16 protein-coding genes are annotated in these 21,396 nt (G+C 34.7%); 14 read left to right on the top strand and 2 right to left on the bottom strand.

Annotation, left to right across the window (positions count from 1 at the left end):
• Positions 1-11: 11 nt before the first annotated feature.
• Positions 12-377 (top strand): CoA-binding protein, encoded by a 366-nt coding sequence (locus FNW38_RS01220; RefSeq protein ID WP_143387710.1) that lies wholly within the window; start codon positions 12-14, stop codon positions 375-377.
• A 366-nt stretch (positions 378-743) separates the two neighbouring features.
• Here FNW38_RS01220 and FNW38_RS01215 read toward each other — a convergent pair whose 3' ends face one another.
• Positions 744-2,252: a sodium:solute symporter gene (locus FNW38_RS01215; protein WP_144064349.1), complete on the bottom strand. Its 1,509-nt coding sequence runs from the start codon at positions 2,250-2,252 to the stop codon at positions 744-746.
• Between the two features lie 121 nt (positions 2,253-2,373).
• Here FNW38_RS01215 and recR point away from each other — a divergent pair, with 121 nt between their 5' ends.
• The 6 genes from recR to FNW38_RS01185 all read left to right on the top strand — a co-directional run bounded on the left by recR (position 2,374) and on the right by FNW38_RS01185 (position 9,703).
• Positions 2,374-2,994: a recombination mediator RecR gene (recR, locus tag FNW38_RS01210; RefSeq protein ID WP_143387607.1), complete on the top strand. Its 621-nt coding sequence runs from the start codon at positions 2,374-2,376 to the stop codon at positions 2,992-2,994.
• 71 nt (positions 2,995-3,065) lie between these two features.
• Positions 3,066-3,857, top strand: coding sequence for a polysaccharide biosynthesis/export family protein (locus FNW38_RS01205; RefSeq protein ID WP_144064350.1), 792 nt, complete (start codon positions 3,066-3,068; stop codon positions 3,855-3,857).
• A 15-nt stretch (positions 3,858-3,872) separates the two neighbouring features.
• A complete protein-coding gene (locus FNW38_RS01200; protein ID WP_144064351.1) occupies positions 3,873-6,341 on the top strand; it encodes a polysaccharide biosynthesis tyrosine autokinase in 2,469 nt (822 codons plus the stop codon).
• Positions 6,342-6,366: 25 nt separating this feature from the next.
• Positions 6,367-7,350, top strand: a complete 984-nt coding sequence (locus FNW38_RS01195; RefSeq protein ID WP_185963061.1) for an SDR family oxidoreductase — start codon at positions 6,367-6,369, stop codon at positions 7,348-7,350.
• Between the two features lie 65 nt (positions 7,351-7,415).
• Positions 7,416-8,807 (top strand): UDP-glucose 6-dehydrogenase, encoded by a 1,392-nt coding sequence (locus tag FNW38_RS01190; protein ID WP_144064352.1) that lies wholly within the window; start codon positions 7,416-7,418, stop codon positions 8,805-8,807.
• A 431-nt stretch (positions 8,808-9,238) separates the two neighbouring features.
• A complete protein-coding gene (locus FNW38_RS01185) occupies positions 9,239-9,703 on the top strand; it encodes a UpxY family transcription antiterminator (protein ID WP_143387603.1) in 465 nt (154 codons plus the stop codon).
• A 406-nt stretch (positions 9,704-10,109) separates the two neighbouring features.
• On the opposite strand, the gene FNW38_RS01180 is transcribed toward FNW38_RS01185, so the two are convergent.
• On the bottom strand, positions 10,110-10,511 hold the full coding sequence (locus FNW38_RS01180; RefSeq protein ID WP_143387602.1) for an endonuclease domain-containing protein: 402 nt from the start codon (positions 10,509-10,511) through the stop codon (positions 10,110-10,112).
• A 1,254-nt stretch (positions 10,512-11,765) separates the two neighbouring features.
• On the opposite strand from FNW38_RS01180, the gene FNW38_RS01175 reads away from it, so the two are divergent.
• From FNW38_RS01175 to FNW38_RS01140, 7 genes are all read left to right on the top strand, one after another.
• Positions 11,766-13,049 (top strand): nucleotide sugar dehydrogenase, encoded by a 1,284-nt coding sequence (locus FNW38_RS01175; RefSeq protein WP_185963060.1) that lies wholly within the window; start codon positions 11,766-11,768, stop codon positions 13,047-13,049.
• Positions 13,050-13,089: 40 nt separating this feature from the next.
• Positions 13,090-13,524, top strand: a complete 435-nt coding sequence (locus tag FNW38_RS01170; RefSeq protein WP_144064353.1) for an adenylyltransferase/cytidyltransferase family protein — start codon at positions 13,090-13,092, stop codon at positions 13,522-13,524.
• A gap of 233 nt (positions 13,525-13,757) precedes the next feature.
• Positions 13,758-14,765, top strand: coding sequence for a mannose-1-phosphate guanylyltransferase (locus tag FNW38_RS01165; RefSeq protein ID WP_144064354.1), 1,008 nt, complete (start codon positions 13,758-13,760; stop codon positions 14,763-14,765).
• Positions 14,766-15,002: 237 nt separating this feature from the next.
• Positions 15,003-17,414: an SLBB domain-containing protein gene (locus FNW38_RS01160; protein ID WP_144064355.1), complete on the top strand. Its 2,412-nt coding sequence runs from the start codon at positions 15,003-15,005 to the stop codon at positions 17,412-17,414.
• A gap of 112 nt (positions 17,415-17,526) precedes the next feature.
• Positions 17,527-18,588, top strand: coding sequence for a Wzz/FepE/Etk N-terminal domain-containing protein (locus FNW38_RS01155; RefSeq protein WP_144064356.1), 1,062 nt, complete (start codon positions 17,527-17,529; stop codon positions 18,586-18,588).
• Between the two features lie 549 nt (positions 18,589-19,137).
• Positions 19,138-20,112 (top strand): UDP-glucuronic acid decarboxylase family protein, encoded by a 975-nt coding sequence (locus FNW38_RS01145; protein ID WP_144064357.1) that lies wholly within the window; start codon positions 19,138-19,140, stop codon positions 20,110-20,112.
• A 6-nt stretch (positions 20,113-20,118) separates the two neighbouring features.
• Positions 20,119-21,396: a flippase gene (locus tag FNW38_RS01140; RefSeq protein ID WP_144064358.1), complete on the top strand. Its 1,278-nt coding sequence runs from the start codon at positions 20,119-20,121 to the stop codon at positions 21,394-21,396.

Genomic DNA, 21,396 nt, shown 5'->3' with positions numbered 1-21,396 from the left:
TACATAAAATGATAAAAAATAAAAAAACGCTGGTTCTTGGAGCTTCAACAAAACCGAGCAGATATTCTTTTTTAGCAATTGAAAAATTGGTTAATAAAGGGCATTCGGTTCTTGCCATAGGTCAAAATGCAGGTGAAGTGGCAGGAATAAAAATCCAAACTAAAGCTATTCCATTAAAAAATATCGATACAGTTACTCTTTATTTAAATCCTTTACGTCAGCGTGATTACTACAATTATATCGTTGAGGCACAACCAAAACGTGTTATTTTTAATCCGGGTACTGAGAATCCGGAGTTCTTTCAATTGTTGAAATTAAATGATATCAAAGTCGAGATAGGGTGTACGCTGGTTATGTTGGCAACCAATCAATATTAGTTTTTCGAGTTACTTACTTAAAGACTAATATTAAGTCTAATGAACTCAAACTTTATTGTTGTTTTTAACGACTGTAAATACTTTAGAGCATATTAACAAAATGAAATATTTGCATTTTAAAGAAAAACACACCCCTAACCCCTCTCAAGAGGGGAATTCGCCTCTGCTAACATTTAACCTTTAGTTGTTTGTTAAGTAAATAAGTCGATTAGTTTTTTTTGGAGCTATTTACTTCGTCAGTTCGCTTCGCTCGTGTCAGCTGTTCGCTATATCTTTCCCGTCCTGAACTTGTTTCAGGATCCTGAAACAAGTTCAGGACGGGAAAGGATGCCACTGCCTCCCGAAACTTCGGGATGGGCTAAAAATCTAAAACCGCGTTGTTGAAGTGGCGTTCTTGCTAATCAATAGCAATCCAAGAAAAGTAATCAGTCCGTTTACGATAATCAGTTCGTTATCGAATACATATCCAAAAAACAATGCTTTTGAATTTTCGCTAATAAGGAAAGTTACAGCAGGAGATAAGAAACAAATTATAGGAACAAATTTGTCTTTAACAGTCTTTGACTTTAAAAACAATCCAAAACAATACAACCCTAAAAGCGGACCATACGTATAGGAAGCAACCCTAAAAATCATTCCTACTACGGAGCTGTCATTGATCGCATTAAAGAAAACAATTACTAGAAACATCAAAAACGAAAAGGCAATGTGAACAAAATGTCTGGTTCGTACTACATTTGGTTTGTTTACATTTTCTGCTTTATCCATTCCTAAAAAATCAACACAAAACGAAGTCGTAAGTGCCGTTAAGGCGGAATCTGTTGTGGCAAAGGTAGCCGCTGTCAATCCCAACAAGAAAATAACCGAAGGGATTAATGCCAAATGATGAAAAGCAATTTCTGGGAAAAGTAAATCGGTTCTGGGTTTTCCGGTAACTAAATCGGTTGGCACTTCAATTCCGTTTTTATTGGCATAAATATAAAGTAAAGCACCCACGCTAAGGAAAAAGATATTGATAAGTACAAATATTCCAGTGAAAGTAAACATGTTTTTTTGGGCTTCGCCAATGTTCTTACAACTCAGGTTTTTCTGCATTAAATCCTGATCCAGACCTACCATGGCAATGGTTACAAAAATTCCTCCAAGAATCTGTTTCACAAAATGAAATTTACTCGATACAAAATCGTCAAAGAAGAATACTTTAGAATAATTGCTGTTTTTTACTTCCTCAAAAGCTTCAAAAATATTCAGATTTAAACTGCTGCAAATAAAGAAAATCGTTAAAAAGACAGAAGAAACTAAGAAAAAGGTTTGTAAAGTATCTGTAATAATAATGGTTTTTAATCCACCTCGATACGTGTAAGCAAATATTAAAGCCAGCGAAATCAAAACCGTAAAAGCAAACGGGATTCCATAAAAATCAAAAACATAACGCTGCAAAACGATCACAACCAGATACAATCTAAAGGAAGAACCAATCGTTCTGCTGATTAGAAAAATAGTCGCTGCTGTTTTGTAGGAATAAATTCCCAACCGCTGTTCGATATAACCATAAATCGAAGTCAAATTCATTCGATAATACAATGGCAACAGCACTTTTGCAATAATGACAAAACCAATAGCATTTCCTAAGACAAACTGGAAATACTTAAATTGTTCGCCGCTTGGTGCGCCCACTTCTCCCGGAACCGAAATAAAAGTCACTCCGGAAAGTGCCGTTCCAATCATCCCAAAGGCTACCAAATACCATCTTGAGTTTTTATTGGCTTTAAAAAACGCATCATTTCCACTGTCTTTTTTGCTTACAGCATGAGAGATGTAAAATAAAATTCCAAAATAAAAGATTATAAGTAGTAGAATGGTGCTGGGAGTCATTTTTCGAGTTTAAAGTGTCTAAAATACGATTTTTTGTTTAATCGTTTTATTTGATTAACTGTTTTATTCGTTTAACCATTTAACCGAATAAACAAATAAACAAATTACTACATTTGCATTTATGGAATTTTCTTCGAAATTAATAGAAAAAGCAGTTAACGAAATGTCTCAGTTGCCGGGAATTGGTAAACGAACGGCGCTGCGATTGGTGTTGCATTTATTGAAACAGCCCAAAGAACAAACGGGTTTTTTATCACAGGCTTTGGTCGCTATGCGGGAAGATATTAAGTATTGTAATAGTTGTCATAATATTTCGGATAGTGTGCTGTGTGAAATTTGTGCCAACAAAAGCAGAAATCACCAAATCATTTGTATCGTAGAAGATATTCGCGACGTAATGGCTATTGAAAATACAGGTCAATTTAGAGGAATTTATCATGTTTTGGGAGGTAAAATTTCGCCTATTGACGGCGTTGGACCCAGTCAGTTAAATATTACTACATTGGTCGAAAAAGTAAAATCAGGAAGCGTAAACGAAATCATTTTTGCTTTAAGCTCCACCATGGAAGGCGACACCACTAATTTTTATATCTACAAACAAATCGCCGATTGCGAAATAATTATATCGACAATTGCGAGAGGAATTTCGGTGGGTGATGAACTGGAATATGCTGATGAAGTTACCTTGGGAAGAAGTATATTGCAAAGAGTTCCTTTTGAAAAGTCTTTTAAAAATAATTAATCCATTTAATGAATAGCGATGCTTTTTAAATCGTAAATGAAAAGCTATATTTGTCTTTAAAAATATTGAAAATGAGCAAATCTGTACTCTATTTGTTGCTAATTATTAGTGTGATGGTTTCTTCTTGTATTCCAACCCAGGATTTAATTTATCTTCAGAAAAAGAATAACTCACAAGAAGGAACTTCTATTTCTGCAGTGGAATCAAAGCCTTACAGATTGCAAACTAATGATGTTTTGAGTATCACCATAAAAGCAATAGATCCAAAATTAGCAGCTATTTTTAGTCCTACAAATGAAGGTGTTTCTGGGGGTAAATCAGAGTCAGGATTGTATTTTGATGGTTTTACGGTTGATGATCATGGGAATGTCAGAGTTCCGGTTTTGGGAGAGTTAAATGTTATTGGTTACACCCTGGATGAAATAAGAGTCAGAATTGAGAAGCAATTATTAGCGGAATATTTCAATACCGAAGCTAATATTTTTGTGACCGTAAAATTAGCGGGTTTCCGATATACTATCAATGGAGAAGTGGGGAGTACAGGAACTAAAACTTTATTTCAAGAACATGTAACTATCATGGAAGCTGTTGCAAATTCGGGAGATATTACTATAACCGGAAACAGAAAAGCGGTTACTGTCATGAGAAAAACGCCAACTGGAGTTCAAATGCAGGATTTAGACCTTACAGACATAAATGTGATGCAATCGCCTTATTATTATTTGCAACCAAATGATTATATCTATGTAAAACCACTCAAACAAAAAACTTGGGGAACCGGAAAAACAGGAATAGAATCGCTGGGAACCATTATTACACTGTTATCATTGGCAACAACTACCTATTTACTATTAAAAAACTAAAACAGAATTCAAAAAATGTTAGATATAAAAGATTTTTCGATTTTTGAAAACCAAGTAAGTTTTGACTTTAAAGGATTTTTAATAAAAATCGGAAGTTATTGGAAATGGTTTTTGCTGAGCTTATTAATCACTTTCACGATTGCCTATCAAGTAAATATTCGTAAAGCAAAAATTTACGGTATGGAAACGCTTATTTCTGTAAAGGAAGAAAGTAATCCTCTTTTTACCTCTAATACCAGTTTGGTTTTTAATTGGGGTGGAACTTCAGATCAGGTTCAAACCATTTCAACTACGTTGCAATCCAGATCTCATAATGAGTTGGTTGTTGATAAGCTGCAATATTATATTAACTATTTAGTTCAGGGAAAATACACTCTTGAAGATGCCTATGGTGCTGTTCCTTTCTATGTAACTATTGATAAATCAAAAGGTCAATTAGCAGGAAACCTGATTAGGATTAAATTTTTGAGTGAAAATGTATATGAAATCAGAATTCCTTTTGAAAATCAAAAGGCGCCATTAATAACGTATTCTAATAATTCATACAGTAACACCGCTGTTGAAACGGGTGATTTTGTAAAAAGATATACCGTAGGAGAGCAAGTAGCATTGCCTTTTTTAAATTGGAAATTACAAATAAAAGACAATCCTGGTTTTTATAAAGGGAATGAATATTTTGTACGGTTTAATGATTTTGACGGGACAGTATCTTCATACAAAGGGATAAATGTTAAATCAGATGATAAAGGGGGTTCTATAATTACCTTGGGAATGCAAGGAACCAATAAGGCGAGAATGGTTGAATATTTAAATTCGACTGTTAAAATGCTTATAAAAAGACAATTGGACAGCAAGAATCAATTTGCAACTAATACCATTGCGTTTATAGACAGCACATTGGTTACAATGGAATCCCAACTAAAGGAAACAGGAAATGAACTGAAATCATTTAGAAAAGATAAAAACATCTATGATATAGAAGAGGGAGGAGCTAAGTTTTCGGATAAGATTCTGGAGTTTGATGTCAAGAAAGACGAAGTTACGCGTAAACTGGCCTATTATAATTCATTAAAAGCATACTTAAAGAATAGTGTTGACTATTCTAAACTTCCAGCGCCATCAGTGGCGGGAATTGAAGATCCGAATATTGTTGTAAGTGTTTCGAAACTGATTGCCTTGTCTACTCAAAGATCTGAAATGGCTTATGCGGTAAAAAGTGACAAGATATTCAAGGATTTTGACAATCAAATGGAAGCTGTTAAAAAAGTGCTGTTAGAAAACATAGCAACGGCCAAAGCCTCTTTGCAGTATGATTTAGCAATGGTTAGCAGTAAAATTAATGAAACGGAAAGCACTATAAAACAACTTCCGGAAGACCAGCAAGAGTTAATAAAAATTAAAAGAAAATATGATTTAAGCGACAATATTTATAGCACATTTCTTCAAAAAAGAAGTGAAGCCGATATTGTTAAAGCAGCAAATTTGTCAGATATTCATTTTATCGACCCGGCAAAGGATGTTGGTGGTGGGCTTATTGGACCAAAAACATCCGTAAATTATGTGTTGGCATTGTTTCTGGGGATATTGTTTCCGTTACTTTTTGTATTTGCCATTTTCTTTGTCAATAATTCGATTCAAAATACGGAGGATATCAGTAAGCTGACACAAATCCCTTTGATAGGGGTTGTGGGGATGAGTAAAGAGAATACTAATTTAGCTGTATATGACAAACCTAAATCTGCGTTGTCTGAATCCTTTAGAGCCATTCGCTCTTCACTTCAGTTTTTATATAAACAGCAAAATGTGGGCGGAGCCAAGACACTAATGATAACGTCATCGGTGAGTGGTGAAGGGAAAACATTTTGTTCTGTAAATATTGCAACAGTATTTGCGTTAAGCGAGAAAAAGACAGTAGTAATTGGTCTTGATTTAAGAAAACCTAAGCTGTTCACTGAATTTAATTTGTCCAATGAAGTTGGAGTTGTAAATTATCTGATTAAGCATAAAACAGTTGATGAAATCATAAATCACACTCACATTCCTTTTCTGGATGTTATTCTCTCCGGGCCAGTTCCGCCAAATCCGGCTGAGATGATTATGAGCGAGGGAATGAAAGAGTTAATTGATGAATTAAAGAAGAAATACGATTACATTATCTTAGATACACCACCAGTTGGTTTGGTATCCGATGCATTGGAATTAGCCCAGTATTGTGATGTTACTTTATATATTGTGAGACAGAATTTTACTAAAAAAGAAATGATTACGCTGCTGAACAATAGAGTGAAGCGCGGAGAATTAAATAACACCAGTATTATTTTGAACGGGTTTGAGAATAAAGCTAAATACGGTGCAGGTTACGGGTACGGATATGGTTATGGTTACGGATACGGAACCTATTCCAGTGGGTATCATGAAGAGGATAGACCCAAAAATATTTTTGAAAAAGTAATGGATAAATTTCGCAAAAAACAAGCGAAGTAATTGATTGTTCTAAATTAAAAAAAAGATGATAGAGGAAATAAAAAGTACTATATTAATTACTGGAGGTGCAGGATTCATAGGTTCGAATCTTTGTGAATATTTTTTGTCCAAAGGACATGAAGTGGTTTGCTTGGATAATTTTGCAACAGGATATAGACATAATTTAAAAGACATTGTCAATAATCCGAATTTTCGTGTAATCGAAGGAGACATTCGTAATGCCACTGATTGTCAAAATGCGGTAAAGGGAGTAGATTATGTGCTGCATCAGGCAGCATTAGGTTCCGTACCACGTTCTATAATAGATCCGGTTACTACCAATGATGTCAATGTTTCCGGTTTTTTAAATATGCTCGTGGCTTCTCGTGATGCCAAAGTAAAACGATTCATTTATGCAGCCAGTTCCTCGACTTATGGGGATTCCGTTGGCTTGCCAAAAGTAGAAGAAGTTATTGGGAAACCGCTCTCTCCTTATGCCATAACAAAGTATGTAAACGAATTGTATGCAGAAAATTTTAGCAGAACCTATGGTCTGGAAACCATCGGGCTGCGCTATTTTAATGTTTTTGGACGAAAGCAGGATCCCAATGGGGCCTATGCGGCAGTTATTCCAAAATTTGTAATGCAGTTAATGCAATTGGAAAGTCCAAAAATAAATGGTGACGGAAACTATTCCCGTGATTTTACCTATATTGATAATGTGATTCAAATGAACGAGCTGGCGATGCAGACAAAAAATCCAACCGCCGTAAACACCGTTTATAATACCGCCTATGGCGATAGAAATACGTTAAACAATCTGGTTGATTATTTGAAAGAATTTTTGTCGAAATATGATCCGAGGATCGCGAATGTTGCAGTCGAATATGGACCCAACAGGGCAGGAGATATTCCACATTCTCTGGCCAGTATTGATAAAGCCAAAGAATTATTAGGATATAATCCACACTACTCCATGCAGGCAGGATTAAAAGAAGCCGTGAATTGGTATTGGGATAATCTTAAATAAAAAACCTTTTTTAAGGAAAAGGTGGATAATAAAATAAAGTATATTTGAAAATTGAAAATTATAAAATGAAAATCACAAAAATTTGTTGTATAGGCGCTGGATATGTTGGTGGTCCTACAATGGCAGTTATTGCCCAAAAATGTCCGCAAATAGAAGTTACTGTAGTCGACCTGAATGAAGAACGCATCGCAGCCTGGAACGATGAGAATATTGATAATATTCCCATCTATGAACCGGGATTAGGCAAAATTGTTGCAGAAGGCAGAGGAAGAAACCTGTTTTTTTCCACCGATGTGGAAAAAGCGATAGATGAAGCACAAATCATTTTTATATCGGTAAATACACCTACAAAAACCTATGGTAAAGGAAAAGGGATGGCTGCTGATTTGAAGTATATTGAACTGTGTGCCAGACAAATTGCCAGTGTGGCAAAAGATAATAAAATAGTGGTGGAGAAATCGACACTTCCGGTACGAACTGCTGAAGCAATTAAAAGTATTCTGGACCATACCGGTAATGGGGTTCAATTTCAAATTCTTTCTAACCCGGAGTTTCTGGCAGAAGGAACTGCAGTTCAGGATTTATTAAATCCGGATCGAATACTAATCGGTGGGGATCCTTCGGAAGAAGGACAAAAAGCGATACAAGCACTTGTTGGCGTTTATTCGAATTGGGTTACTGCAGATAAAATATTGACTACTAATGTATGGTCATCAGAATTATCAAAATTGACTGCCAATGCCTTTTTAGCGCAACGGATTTCTTCGATAAATGCGATGTCAGAGCTGTGTGAAAAAACAGGGGCTGACGTAAATGAAGTAGCCAAAGCCATAGGAATGGATAGCAGAATAGGGCCAAAGTTCCTGAAAGCATCGGTTGGATTTGGAGGTTCTTGTTTCCAAAAAGACATATTGAATTTGGTTTACATTGCAAAATCGTATGGATTGAACGAAGTGGCCGATTACTGGGAACAGGTCATTATAATGAATGATCATCAAAAGAGACGTTTCTCCAATAATATTGTTCAAACACTTTACAATACCGTTTCTGATAAAAAAATATGCTTTCTGGGTTGGGCTTTTAAAAAAGATACTAATGATACCAGAGAATCAGCAGCCATTTATGTTGCCGATGATTTGATCAACGAGCATGCTAAAATTGCGGTATACGATCCCAAAGTGTCCAGAAAGAAAGTTCTCGCTGATTTGGATTGTTTAGAAACAAGAACTGTTTCAGCTAATGCAGCTAGTGTGGTGTCGTTTGATGATCCTTATGAAGCCTGTGCAAATGCCCATGCAGTGGCAGTTCTAACGGAATGGGATGAATTTATTCAGTACGACTGGCAAAAAATTTATGACGCTATGCAAAAACCAGCTTTTGTCTTTGATGGAAGAAACATACTTGATGGACCAACTTTAGAAGCGATTGGGTTTGTTTATCAGGGGATAGGTTCATAAGTAAGGATACATTTATAGTATAATAACCCGTTGGGTGTAATTAGTTTTTGATGATAATTTTTCGTCAGTTCGAGTGATTTTCGATAAAAAATCGTATCGAGAACAAGAAAAATTTCATTAAAAACGATTCTCGATACATTTTTTGTTCCGTTTTACTGCACAAAAAACACTACCATTGACGTTTTTGTTTAATGTATTGAAAATCAATAATTTAACAAAATTAACATGCAAGAATAATACGTCATTTTATATTGCTTTTTTTGTAAAAAAATTAAGCCTCGAATTGACGTTTTTAATAATTACACCTCAACGGGTTATAATAATAATTGATTTAAGAATCTACATGTACATTATTGTTTTTTATAAACAATACTCAAAAGAAAGTACAAATAAATAAAGGGTCATCTTTTTATTTTAATACAACACGTAAGATGAATTGGTATGTCGTTTATACAAAGCCTAAATGGGAGAAAAAAGTAGCGGAACAATTAAAAAAGTTTGGAATAGAATGCTACTGTCCTTTGATTACTGTAGTACGTCAATGGTCTGATCGAAAAAAAAAGGTGGAAGTGCCACTTTTTAATTCTTATGTTTTTGTTCAATTACCAGACACTGACCGAAATTTAGTGTTTCAGTCAGTTGGTGTAGTGCGTTATTTATTTTGGCTGGGGAAACCTGCAATTGTGAGGGATGAGGAAATTAATATCATTAAGAAAGGACTGGATGGACCCGATAGTTGCGAAGTTTCAGTAGTTCCGTTTCAGGTTGGTGACAAGATAGCATTGGATTCAGGGCCGTTTTCCACGCAGACGGCCATTGTTCAAGAAGTAAATAACACCCATTATGTTCTTGTTTTGGAATCATTGGGATGTGTCTTGAAAATGAAATACAAATAAATACACACCCTATCCCGAAGCCTCGGGACTCTCAAGAGAGGAACACATTAGGGTGAATTATAGGTTTATATTCTAGCTTTCAAAACTGTTACTGAAAAACTATAATTTATAAAATCAGAACACACCCCTAGCCCCTCTCAAGAGGGGAATCGTGCTGGAAAAACTATTCGTTTCAGCTTTCAAAACGGGTTATCTTGTATTGTGAAAAGTTTTTAAAAACAGAAAACGATGTAATTTAATTCCTGAACTCCCCTATCTCCTGAGAAAAATAAGAAGCGAAATTAAAAGTTTAATTCCTTTTTAGACTTTCAAAATAACTACTGAAAAATAATACAATAAATTTCCTTGAACGATTCCCACCTATACTCATTCCCCTCTTGAGAGTCCCGAGGCTTCGGATAGGAGGTTAATCTTCGTTTGTATTCCCTGTCTTTTTCTCATACTCCCAAATATAAAATTCAATCGCACGCAACACATTTTCCATATCTTTTAATACCTGTTCATCACTGAAACGCAAAATAGTAATACCTAATTCGTTTATTCGATTTTCTTTCAAAATATCTTTATTATACACTTCCAGAAACTCATGGGAATACCCATCCACTTCTATGGCTAACATCAATTCATAACAAAAAAAATCCAAAATATAATTATCAATCGGTTTTTGGCGGTGAAAATCATAGCCATATAGCTGTTTTCCTTTCAATTTTAACCAAAGAAAGATTTCTGTTTCAGTGGAATCGTTTCTAAGTCGCCTTGCCAATTCTGTGAGCTTTGGATTGTAGGGTATGATTTTTCTTTTTGCCATACTAATCTTTTTTTTAATAAAGATAAAACATTTTAATACTATCTTTTTGTACGAATATAAAAACACACCCCTAGCCCCTCTCAAGAGGGGAATGCGTATAGGTAAATTGAATGATTTTGTCTTTATATAGGATGTTCTAAAGTTCTAAAGGTGTTATGATAAAACACACCTCTATCCCGAAGCCTCGGGACTCTCAAGAGCTACCGTCTGGACACAAGTTTAAAATAGGACACAGATTAAAAAGATTTGCAGAGATTTTATGATATTATAAAAAAGACAGCCACGAATTTCACTAATTTACTCTAATTAATTCGTGAAAATTAGTGAAATTCGTGGCTAAAATTTCGTCTGAATATTTGTGTCCAGACGGTAGCTCTCAAGAGGGGAATGCGTATAGGTAAATTGAATGATTTTGTCTTTATATAGGATGTTCTAAAGTTCTAAAGGTGTTATGATAAAACACAGCTCTATCCCGAAGCCTCGGGACTCTCAAGAGGGGAATGCGTTCCTGTAATACCATTTTAAGTTTGTTTTTACTGGAATAAATAAGCCGTCTGTTTGTCATTGCTTCGCCAGTTCGCTATCGCTCGTGCAATGTCATTAAGTTAAGCTGTTTCAACCGTCACTTCGAGGCTTAATTTTTTTACAAAAAAAGCAATATAAAATGACGTATTATTCTTGCATGTTAATTTTGTTAAATTATTGATTTTCAATACATTAAACAAAAACGTCAATGGTAGTAATTTTGAACATTAATGCGATAGCTTTAATGTTTAAAATTGTATCGAGAAGCCTTCAAAACGTAAGGGTTCTCGATACTTCGTAAAAATTTTCTATCGCAAATTATTACTCAACTCGAACTGACGAATCCTTAACTTAATGACATTGATCGCTCGTGTCCGACGAAGCAATGACAAATTTATAGAAATATACTCCAGTAAATTCTAAACGTAAATGGTATTATTGCTTAGAATACCTCTTTTTTAGCATTTTTGGCATCACTAAATTAGGTGATTTTTTAAAGAAAACAGGCCGTTCATTTCCTTTTTTTAATTGACTATTAGTTGATTACCTGTTTTTTATTCTTGTTATTCGTATTTTGAGATTCCAGATGGCTTAAAATTTTAGAAAGAATAGTTTATTGTGACTATATTTGCACACAAAAATTATCCCGATTTCGACTCCTTTCTGTGAGTGGGGATCGCGAAGCGGTGGATTGAAATTAACAATAGTTAATTTAAATTGGTTTAAAAAATGAGTTCAACTATAAAAATAGCGGTTGTTGGTCTGGGTTATGTGGGTTTACCATTGGCGCGGTTATTTGCAACCAAATATGCTGTTGTAGGATTTGATATCAATCAGTCCAGAGTTGCTTCCCTGCAATCAGGCATTGACACGACATTTGAAGTAACCGACGAAGTATTACAAAACGTATTGCTGGAGAAACCCGGTGATGCCATTGGGTTGTATTGTACTTCAGTTTTAGCGGATATAGCGGACTGTAACTATTACATCGTAACCGTTCCCACTCCGGTGGATAAAAATAATCGTCCTGATTTGACTCCTTTATACAAGTCGAGCGAAACGATAGGAAGTGTTTTGAAAAAAGGAGATATTGTTATTTATGAATCTACTGTCTATCCCGGTGTAACCGAAGAGGAATGCGTGCCGGTATTGGAAAAGGTCTCCGGCTTACAATTCAATGTTGATTTTTTTGCAGGTTATTCACCTGAAAGAATTAATCCGGGAGACAAGGAACATACCGTAGAGAAGATTTTAAAAGTGACTTCAGGCTCTATACCGGAAATTGGACAAAAAGTAAATGAGTTGTATCAATCAGTCATTACTGCAGGAACACATTTAGCTCCTTCTATAAAAGTGGCAGAAGCGGCGAAAGTAATTGAAAACTCACAACGCGATATCAATATTGCTTTTGTAAACGAATTGGCTAAAATATTCAATTTGATGAATATTGATACCCACGCCGTTTTGGAGGCAGCACGAACCAAATGGAATTTTTTGCCTTTTAAACCCGGATTGGTTGGAGGCCATTGCATCGGAGTTGATCCTTATTATCTGGCCCAACGTGCCCAAGAATTTGGTTATCATCCTGAAATTATTTTGGCAGGAAGACGATTGAACGACAGCATGGGTGACTATGTGGCATCCCAAGTGGTAAAGGGGATGATTAAAAAAGGCATTTCTGTTAATGGAGCTACGCTTCTAATGCTTGGAATCACTTTCAAAGAGAATTGTCCTGATGTGCGGAATACAAAAATTGTGGATGTCATTGCTGCCTTAACGGATTATGGAATTACAGTAACTACATACGATCCCTTGGCTAATCCAGCTGAGGTGGAACAAGAATACGGTTTAATAACCACCGATGTATTACCTTATCAAAAATTTGATGCGGTAGTTTTAGGAGTAGCGCACAATCAATTTCTGACTATCGATATCGCGATATTGCAAAATGAAATCAGTTTGCTGTACGATGTTAAAGGAGTTTTGGGTGATGCAGTTGATGGGAGATTATAAAATAATTAATGTTTTCGCATAAACTTATATTTATAGACTTATGAAAGTAGGAATAACTTTTAGTGCTTTCGATTTGCTTCACGCTGGGCATATTACGATGTTGGAAGAAGCGAAGCGACAATGTGACTATCTAATAACAGCATTGCAAACTGACCCAACTATCGACCGTCCTGAAAAGAATAGACCTACACAGTCTGTAGTAGAACGTTATATACAACTCAAAGGATGTAGATTTGTTGATGAAATAGTACCTTATGCAACAGAACAAGATTTAGAAGATATTTTACGTTCGTTCAAAATTGATGTGCGTATTATTGGAGATGAATACAAAGACAAGAATTTTACAGGTCGGGCGTATTGCGAAGAGAAAGGGATTGAACTTTATTTTAATGTTAGGGATCACCGATTTTCCAGCAGCAGTTTGCGTAAGGAAGTAAAGGAGAAGGAATTGCTGAAAGATAATAAAGTTCTGTAACATTTTTGATTCTTTTCAGGTACTGTTTCTAAGTGCAATTTTTAAAGCTTATTAGGGCTGTTTCTTGAATAAAAGCATCTTAAAACTTTAAAAATCCCTTGAACTGGCCGATAATTTGTAAAATTTAACTTCATATTGTCCGCACTTGAGGTTACGGATAACCAATAACGAAAAACCAACTTGCTGATACGCCAAGGCTACTCACAGTTATGTATAAAAAAATACAGAATACGATGGAAAAGGAACATTCAATCACACATGTCATTCTCACGGGAGGAATGGGTAGCCGATTATGGCCATTATCACGAAAAAGCCAACCTAAACAGTATCTTGATTTATTTGAAGGTAAGTCATTATTTGAAATGACGGTGGAACGCAATCGTGCTGTGGCGAATAAAATTATGGTAGTTGGTAATATTGATAATTGCCACCTCAGTAGACAAGTGATGGAAAAATCAAGTGCTACATATATAGATATAATTGAATCAACGCCACGAAATACAGCAGCTGCAATCGCTTTTGCTGCTTTTGCTTCAGATCCAAATGATATTTTAATCGTTACGCCATCGGATCATATTATTGATGCAATGGAGCAATATGAAGAAGCTATCAAGGAAGCAATCGATAAAGCTTCGAAAGGATACATAGTTACTTTTGGAATTGTCCCAACCAAGCCAGAAACCGGATATGGTTATATTGAACGAAAAGGAGATGATGTACTTTCTTTTCGGGAAAAACCAAACCAAGTTACGGCAAAGGATTTTATTTCGAGAGGCAACTTTTTATGGAATAGTGGCATGTTTTGTTTTAAAGCAGGAGTGTTTCTAGATGAGTTAAAATCTTTCACACCTGAGGTTTATGAAAAATCTAAAATTGCTTGGAAAAATAATATTAATGGTGTTTTAGATTTAACTCTTTCGCTTGAAATTCCTTCTATCAGCATTGATTATGCAGTGATGGAACGAAGTAAAAAAATTAAGGTTGTATCTTCAAGATTTACATGGTCAGATTTAGGTTCTTTTGAATCCGTTTATGATTATTTAGTTTCTAAAGGCCACCATGTTGATAAAGATGGGAATATGGTCATTGGAACCAGCAATTATACTGCTTTTGTTGGATTAAAAAATACTATTTTCGTTTATACAGATACCGCTAATTTGATTTTACAAAAAGAAAGATCTCAGGACGTTAAGAATATATACAGTGAGTTGGAAAGAAAAAATTCAGAATTATTGAATTGAAAATAAAATAACACACGTGATTTAGAGTATAATAGATTGAGAATCAAATCTTTTGACAGAGTTTTGTGGTCGATAATCAAATACGAGAAGTCAACGGAATTTGCCACGACGAAACCATAAGATAGTTCTTTGTTTTTTTGTCTTTTTAAATAAAAAGAACTATTATATTCTTGAAAAAAGAGTAATTAAAAGGACATTCAGATTATAAAATTCAATATACATTATTATAAATTACTTATGAGAAAAATAATTACTACTCTTTTATTGTTGTTTATTCTTTTTCAATCTTCCAATACATTGGCGCAGGACTTGTTAAAAAGCAATGATTTGAGTACACTAAAAGTAGATAATTTGACTGATGGTGATATCGTAAAAATAAAAACACAGCTTCAAACGAATAATATGACGATTGAACAAGCAGAGCCTATGGTTTTAGCCAAAGGGATGTCTGCAATAGAGTTTGCTAAATTACGAACCCGAATAGGAAGTCAGGCTGTGAACACGGGAGCTTCAAATAATACGGATACAGGTGAAGAGAGCGTCAGAAGACAAGAGAAAATTGTCAACACTAAAGTAAAAGATACTTTAAATGCTTTGATTTTTGGATCAGAACTATTCGATAATCCTACGTTAAATTTTGAACCCAATTTAAAATTGGCTACGCCCATAAATTATGTCTTAGGACCAGGTGATGAATTACAAGTTAGTGTGTATGGGGTGCAAGAATTTAATGCCAGTATTCCGGTATCGACGGAAGGTAAAGTGACCATTCAATATGTAGGTCAGATTCCGGTTTCCGGAATGACGATTGAAGCCGCTACCCAAAAAATAAAAGGTGCTATTGCAAAGGTATATAGTACGGTGGGATCTGGGCAATCTCAAGTTGCGGTAAGTTTGAGCCGTATCAGAACCATTAGGGTGACTATAATAGGAAGTAAGCAACCGGGGAATTATTCGATATCTTCTTTGGCAACGGTTTACAATGCCTTGTTTTTAGGTGGAGGTCCAGGAAAGAATGGTAGTTATAGAAATATAGAATTGTTGAGAGATAATAAAGTATACAGAAAAATTGATATTTATCACTTCCTTGTAAATGGAGATCAATCTGACAATGTGGGTTTAAAGGATAATGATGTTATTCGAATTCCAGCTTACAATCAAAGAGTCACTCTTGAAGGACAGGTAAAACGTCCAGGGATTTTTGAGATGAAGAAGGGGGAAACATTTTCTGATTTATTAGCTTTTGCGTCAGGGTTCAATGAATTTGCTTACACTGCATCGGTTAATGTATTGCAAAAAACAAACAAAGAATTTAAAGTAAAAGATATCAATGCAGCGGAATTCAATAGTTATAAGCCGCTGTCAGGGGATGTGTTTCGAGTGTCTAAAATATTAAATCGATTTGAAAACCGTATTAAGATAGACGGAGCCGTTTTTAGACCGGATACTTATTCTTTTTATGAAGGCATGCGCATTTCAGATCTAATTGCAAAAGCGGATGGGTTAAAAGAAGATGCGTATAGCAATAGAGCGAGAATTATACGATTGAAACCTGATTTGACTACGGAAATCGTCAATGTGAATTTGGCTAAAGCCTTAGAAGGGGATCTAGAAGCTGATATTGCGTTGCATAAAGAAGATGTCGTAACGGTGTACTCGATTTTAGATTTCGTAGAAGAATATAAAATAACCATTGATGGGGAAATTAAAAAGCCTGGAGTTTATGAGTATCATGAGAATCTTACTTTGAATGATTTATTGGTTCAGGCAGGCGGATTAACTGGTTCGGCTTCCAAACGAGTGGAGGTTGCCCGAATGATAAAATCGGAAGAAATAGACGATGCAAATCCAAATAAAGCGCAACTATTTAATATCGAAATTACGGCAAATAACAATGAGCAGTTAAAAAACTTTGAATTGCAGCCTTTTGATGTAGTTAATATCCGTAAGATGGCTGTCTATGATAAGCCTGAAATGGTAGCAATAAGCGGAGCAGTTCATTATGTGGGAAAATATGTTTTGGCTAACAAGAAAGATAGAGTCTATGATATTGTTCAAAGAGCAGGTGGTTTAACATCAGTTGCCAATATCGATGGAATGAAAATCAAGAGACCTATTCAAGCGAAGCAAATTGAAGCATTGGAAAATGTGAATTTGAATTTGGGTAAAAAAGACAGTATTCAAAACAAATTAACTAAAAAATTAAAAGAGGATTTAAAATTTGCCACGATACCAGTAGATTGGAAGGCCATTGTTAAAAATCCGGAGAGTAATACCAATGTTACTTTATTTCCAGGAGATGAAATTGAAGTGGCTACTTATAATGAAGGCGTAAAAGTAGCGGGTAATGTATTGTTAACATCAGAGATTCCTTACGCTAAAGGTAAAGGATTTAAATATTATTTGGATGCTGTTGGTGGGGTTGATGCCAAAGGCTGGAAGAAAAAAGCCTATATTATTTATCCAAATGGTAAAGCGGATGTAGCGGGTTCTTTCTTATTTATAAGAACGTATCCTAAAGTAACCCCAGGATCCCAAATTATAGTACCAGAAAAACCAGAAACTAAAAAGATGAGTACAGGAGAGTTTGTTAGTATTGCGGGTGTCTTGGCAAGTTTAGCGGGAATTGTAATCGCTTTAATCAGATAAAATAGTAAAAGGCAAATAGTGATTGAGAAGGATTTCGAATCGTGATGATTTAAATATCAATAGATAATGCCAACCGAAAACTGATATCAGCTAACGGAAAACTTAAAAAGAAATGAACGAACAAAATATACCCAACGACGAAATATCTTTAAAAGAGTTAATAGATAAAGCCAAAGATTGGGCTGCTTATTTGCTCTCACGATGGAAAATAATTGTATTGGCAGGAATTCTAGGGGCCGCTTTAGGGTTGACTTATTCATTAAGTAAAAAGCCAGTTTATACTGCTACCTTATCTTTTGCTTTAGAAGACGAAAAATCAGGAGGTGGCGGTTTAGGTAGCTTGGCTAGTTCGTTTGGTTTTGATTTAGGTTCTGGCGGCGGTGGAATGTTTACAGGTTCCAATTTGACAGAGTTGTTCAAGTCCCGTTCTATGGTGGAACAAACTTTATTGACACCCATAACTTCAAACGGAAAAGTGATTTCATTGGCAGAGATGTACATTCAAAATAACGAATGGAGAAAAAAATGGGAAAATAAAAAGGAGCTGAAAGGTATTCAATTTTTACCCAGCACGAAGAGAAAATACTTCACTCGAGTGCATGACAGTATTTTGGGTATGATATATGAAGATTTGTCAAAAAACGGATTATCAGTTGCACAAAAAGATAAAAAAATTTCCATAATTAATATTGATGCGTCTTCAACCAATGAATTATTTGCTAAATATTTTACCGAAGCTTTGGCTAAACAAGTGTCTGATTTTTATGTTGATACTAAAAGTAAAAAAGCACGTATGAACATGGATATACTCGAAAGACAAACTGACTCTATTCGTAGAGAACTCAATGGTGCAATTATTGGCGTGGCAGTGGCTAATGACAATACTTTTAATTTGAACCCAGCACTCAATGTGCGTCGTACGCCTTCGGCACGGCGACAGGTAGATGTGCAAGCTAATACCGTTATATTGACCGAGCTGGTAAAGCAAACGGAATTGGCTAAAGTAACCTTACGTAAAGAGACACCGTTAATTCAAGTGATTGACAGACCAATTTTACCTTTGCATAAAGAAAAATATAGTAGAGCTAAGGGGATTGTATTAGGAGGATTTTTAGCTGCTCTTGTAACGATAGTAGTTTTTACTTTACGACGAATTTTAAAGGAAATTAAATAAAGGTTTTAAGTTATCCTCTTGAGTAGAGCATTTAGGGGATATTATCAAAAAGCATTTTAGTAAAATATGAAAAAAGTTGCAGTTGGGGCAGGTTATATGGGACCGGTGACTAGTATTTTTTTTTTCGGAAGTTGGTGTTGATGTTATTTGTACTGATATTGATGGAAAAAAAATAAGCAGTTTACACAATAGTATTATACCCGTTCTTGAACGGGGTATGCCCAATATTGGTGAAACTTCATCTCTAGTAATTATAAATATCATCTTAAATGTAGGAGAGGTTGTAAAAGCATTTGATCCAGTCGCTATACCAGAACTAGGTCCGTCTTCCCGGATTTTATAACCTACTGTGAAACTGAACATCAAACTTTACAGGGTTCTGATGCTTTATTACTGATTACTGACAGGACGGATTTCAGATGTCCTTTGGATAAAATAAGAAAATTGATAAAGAATCTAGTAGTTTTAGACGGTAGAAATATTTTTGATAGCAAAGAAATGAATAGTTTGGGATTTGAACATTATGGTATAGAAACTAATTAAATATTTATGAGTAAAAGAATATTAATAACTGGAGCAGCAGGTTTTTTAGGGTCTCATTTGTGTGACAGATTTATTGCGGAAGGATACCACGTAGTTGGTATGGATAATTTAATTACTGGAGATTTAAAAAATATAGAGCATCTTTTTCCATTAGAAAAATTTGAATTTTATAATCATGATGTATCAAATTATGTACATGTAAGTGGAAATTTAGACTATATTCTACATTTTGCTTCACCAGCCAGTCCTATAGATTATTTGAAAATTCCCATTCAAACGTTGAAAGTTGGTTCTTTAGGTACTCATAATTTATTGGGTTTGGCTAAAGAAAAAAAAGCCAGATTTCTTATTGCATCAACTTCTGAAGTTTACGGGGATCCTACGGTGCATCCACAACCAGAGGAGTATTGGGGTAATGTAAATCCCGTTGGTCCTAGAAGTGTTTATGATGAGGCTAAAAGATTCCAGGAAGCGATAACTATGGCATATCATAGATTTCACGGGCTAGAGACAAGAATAGTTAGGATTTTTAATACTTATGGGCCAAGGATGAGATTGAATGACGGGAGGGTTTTACCTGCATTTATAGGGCAGGCATTAAGAGGAGAGAATTTGACAATTTTTGGTGACGGATCGCAAACAAGAGCATTTTGTTATGTAGGTGATTTAGTTGAAGGTATATATAGACTTTTAATGTCTGATTATGCCTATCCGGTAAATATCGGTAATCCAAATGAAATTACAATGAATGATTTTGCACAAGAAATTATAAAACTAACAGGAACATCTCAAAAAATAGTGTATCATCCACTACCACAAGATGATCCGAAACAAAGACAGCCAGATATTACAAAAGCTAAAGCTCTTTTAAATTGGGAACCAAGAATTTCTCGTAGAGAGGGATTAAAGATAACTTATGACTATTTTAAAAAATTTAACAACGAACAATTAGAGGCTACAAAATTTAATAAGGAGTTTTAAGTATTTATGAAGGAAAAAATTTCGTATTACTTAAAACAAGAGTCTTCTAAAAATGCAATTTGGTTGATTCTTGATAAGATTCTTCGACTTGGAGTCGGTTTAATTGTTGGGGTTTTAGTTGCCAGATATTTAGGTCCCGTGCTTTTTGGAAAATGGAACTATGCAATAGCATTTATAAGTTTGGTAAGTGCACTTGCTACATTAGGGCTAGATCAGATTGTAGTTAAGCATCTTTTAGACAAAAATGAAGAGGAATACGTATTGTTAGGTACGGCTTTTTATTTAAGGTTAATAGGCTGTTTTATTTGTACGCTAATAGTTCTTGGTTATTTTTTATTTTTCAAGAATGATATTCAATTATTGTTGGTGGCTATTTTCACAGCATTAAATTTGTGGTTTCAAACTTTTGATGTGATTGATTTAAAAAATCAATCGTTATTGCAGTCAAGAAAGACGGTCGTTGTTAAGAATTCTGTTTTTGTGCTTATATCGGTCTTAAGATTGTTTTTTGTATATTTTGAATGTTCTTTATTGTCTTTTGTGATTTTAGGATTGGTTGAATGTATACTAGGGGCCTTAGGACTTATTTTGTATTATGGAATCAATAATTTTAAAAAATGGAAATTTAACATTGATTACTGTGTAGTTTTATTAAAGCAAGCTTGGCCATTGATTCTGTCAGGTATAGTAATTATGATGTATATGCGATTAGATCAAATTATGATAGGAGAGATTATTGGGGAGAGAGCTGTAGGTCTTTACTCAGTGTCCACTCGCTTTACCGAATTATGGTATTTCATTCCCTCTGTATTTGCTACTTCTTTCTTTCCTAAATTGGTTGAAAAATTTAATACAAATACAAAGAATTATTACGATGTATGTCTGAAATTATTGAAATTATTGTTTCTCGTCAGTTTCTCAATAGGAGTATTTTTTACTTTTTCTTCTGATTTTATTATTAATTTTCTTTATGGAAGAGAATATAAAATGTCGGTTTTTGCTTTGCAAATAAGTATATGGACAGGTGTTTTTGTTTTTTGGGGAGTTGCAGCAGGCAACATGCTTGTAATTGAGCATTTGAATAAACATAATTTGATTAAATCAGTACAAGGATTATTATTAAATGTTATATTAAATTTAGTATTGATTCCAAAATATGGAATTAATGGGGCAGCTGTAGCAACTTTAATTTCTCAATTTTACGCATCATACCTTTATTATGTTTTTTTTAAGAAAACGAGGCATATCTTTCTTTTGCAAACCAAATCAATTTTATTTATTTAA

Origin of the sequence: Flavobacterium gawalongense, assembly GCF_007097265.1 — a bacterium.
GTDB classification, from domain to species: domain Bacteria; phylum Bacteroidota; class Bacteroidia; order Flavobacteriales; family Flavobacteriaceae; genus Flavobacterium; species Flavobacterium gawalongense.
The sequence above is the reverse complement of the archived record's forward strand: the minus strand, read 5'-3'. Positions and strand labels throughout refer to the sequence as shown.

Bases quoted from the DNA above. Each gene is read 5' to 3' on its own strand.
- FNW38_RS01215 (WP_144064349.1), bottom strand. From the start codon at position 2,252: ATGACTCCCAGCACCATTCTACTACTTATAATCTTTTATTTTGGAATT.
- recR (WP_143387607.1), top strand. From the start codon at position 2,374: ATGGAATTTTCTTCGAAATTAATAGAAAAAGCAGTTAACGAAATGTCT.
- FNW38_RS01205 (WP_144064350.1), top strand. From the start codon at position 3,066: ATGAGCAAATCTGTACTCTATTTGTTGCTAATTATTAGTGTGATGGTT.
- FNW38_RS01200 (WP_144064351.1), top strand. From the start codon at position 3,873: ATGTTAGATATAAAAGATTTTTCGATTTTTGAAAACCAAGTAAGTTTT.
- FNW38_RS01195 (WP_185963061.1), top strand. From the start codon at position 6,367: ATGATAGAGGAAATAAAAAGTACTATATTAATTACTGGAGGTGCAGGA.
- FNW38_RS01190 (WP_144064352.1), top strand. From the start codon at position 7,416: ATGAAAATCACAAAAATTTGTTGTATAGGCGCTGGATATGTTGGTGGT.
- FNW38_RS01185 (WP_143387603.1), top strand. From the start codon at position 9,239: ATGAATTGGTATGTCGTTTATACAAAGCCTAAATGGGAGAAAAAAGTA.
- FNW38_RS01180 (WP_143387602.1), bottom strand. From the start codon at position 10,511: ATGGCAAAAAGAAAAATCATACCCTACAATCCAAAGCTCACAGAATTG.
- FNW38_RS01175 (WP_185963060.1), top strand. From the start codon at position 11,766: ATGAGTTCAACTATAAAAATAGCGGTTGTTGGTCTGGGTTATGTGGGT.
- FNW38_RS01170 (WP_144064353.1), top strand. From the start codon at position 13,090: ATGAAAGTAGGAATAACTTTTAGTGCTTTCGATTTGCTTCACGCTGGG.
- FNW38_RS01165 (WP_144064354.1), top strand. From the start codon at position 13,758: ATGGAAAAGGAACATTCAATCACACATGTCATTCTCACGGGAGGAATG.
- FNW38_RS01160 (WP_144064355.1), top strand. From the start codon at position 15,003: ATGAGAAAAATAATTACTACTCTTTTATTGTTGTTTATTCTTTTTCAA.
- FNW38_RS01155 (WP_144064356.1), top strand. From the start codon at position 17,527: ATGAACGAACAAAATATACCCAACGACGAAATATCTTTAAAAGAGTTA.
- FNW38_RS01145 (WP_144064357.1), top strand. From the start codon at position 19,138: ATGAGTAAAAGAATATTAATAACTGGAGCAGCAGGTTTTTTAGGGTCT.
- FNW38_RS01140 (WP_144064358.1), top strand. From the start codon at position 20,119: ATGAAGGAAAAAATTTCGTATTACTTAAAACAAGAGTCTTCTAAAAAT.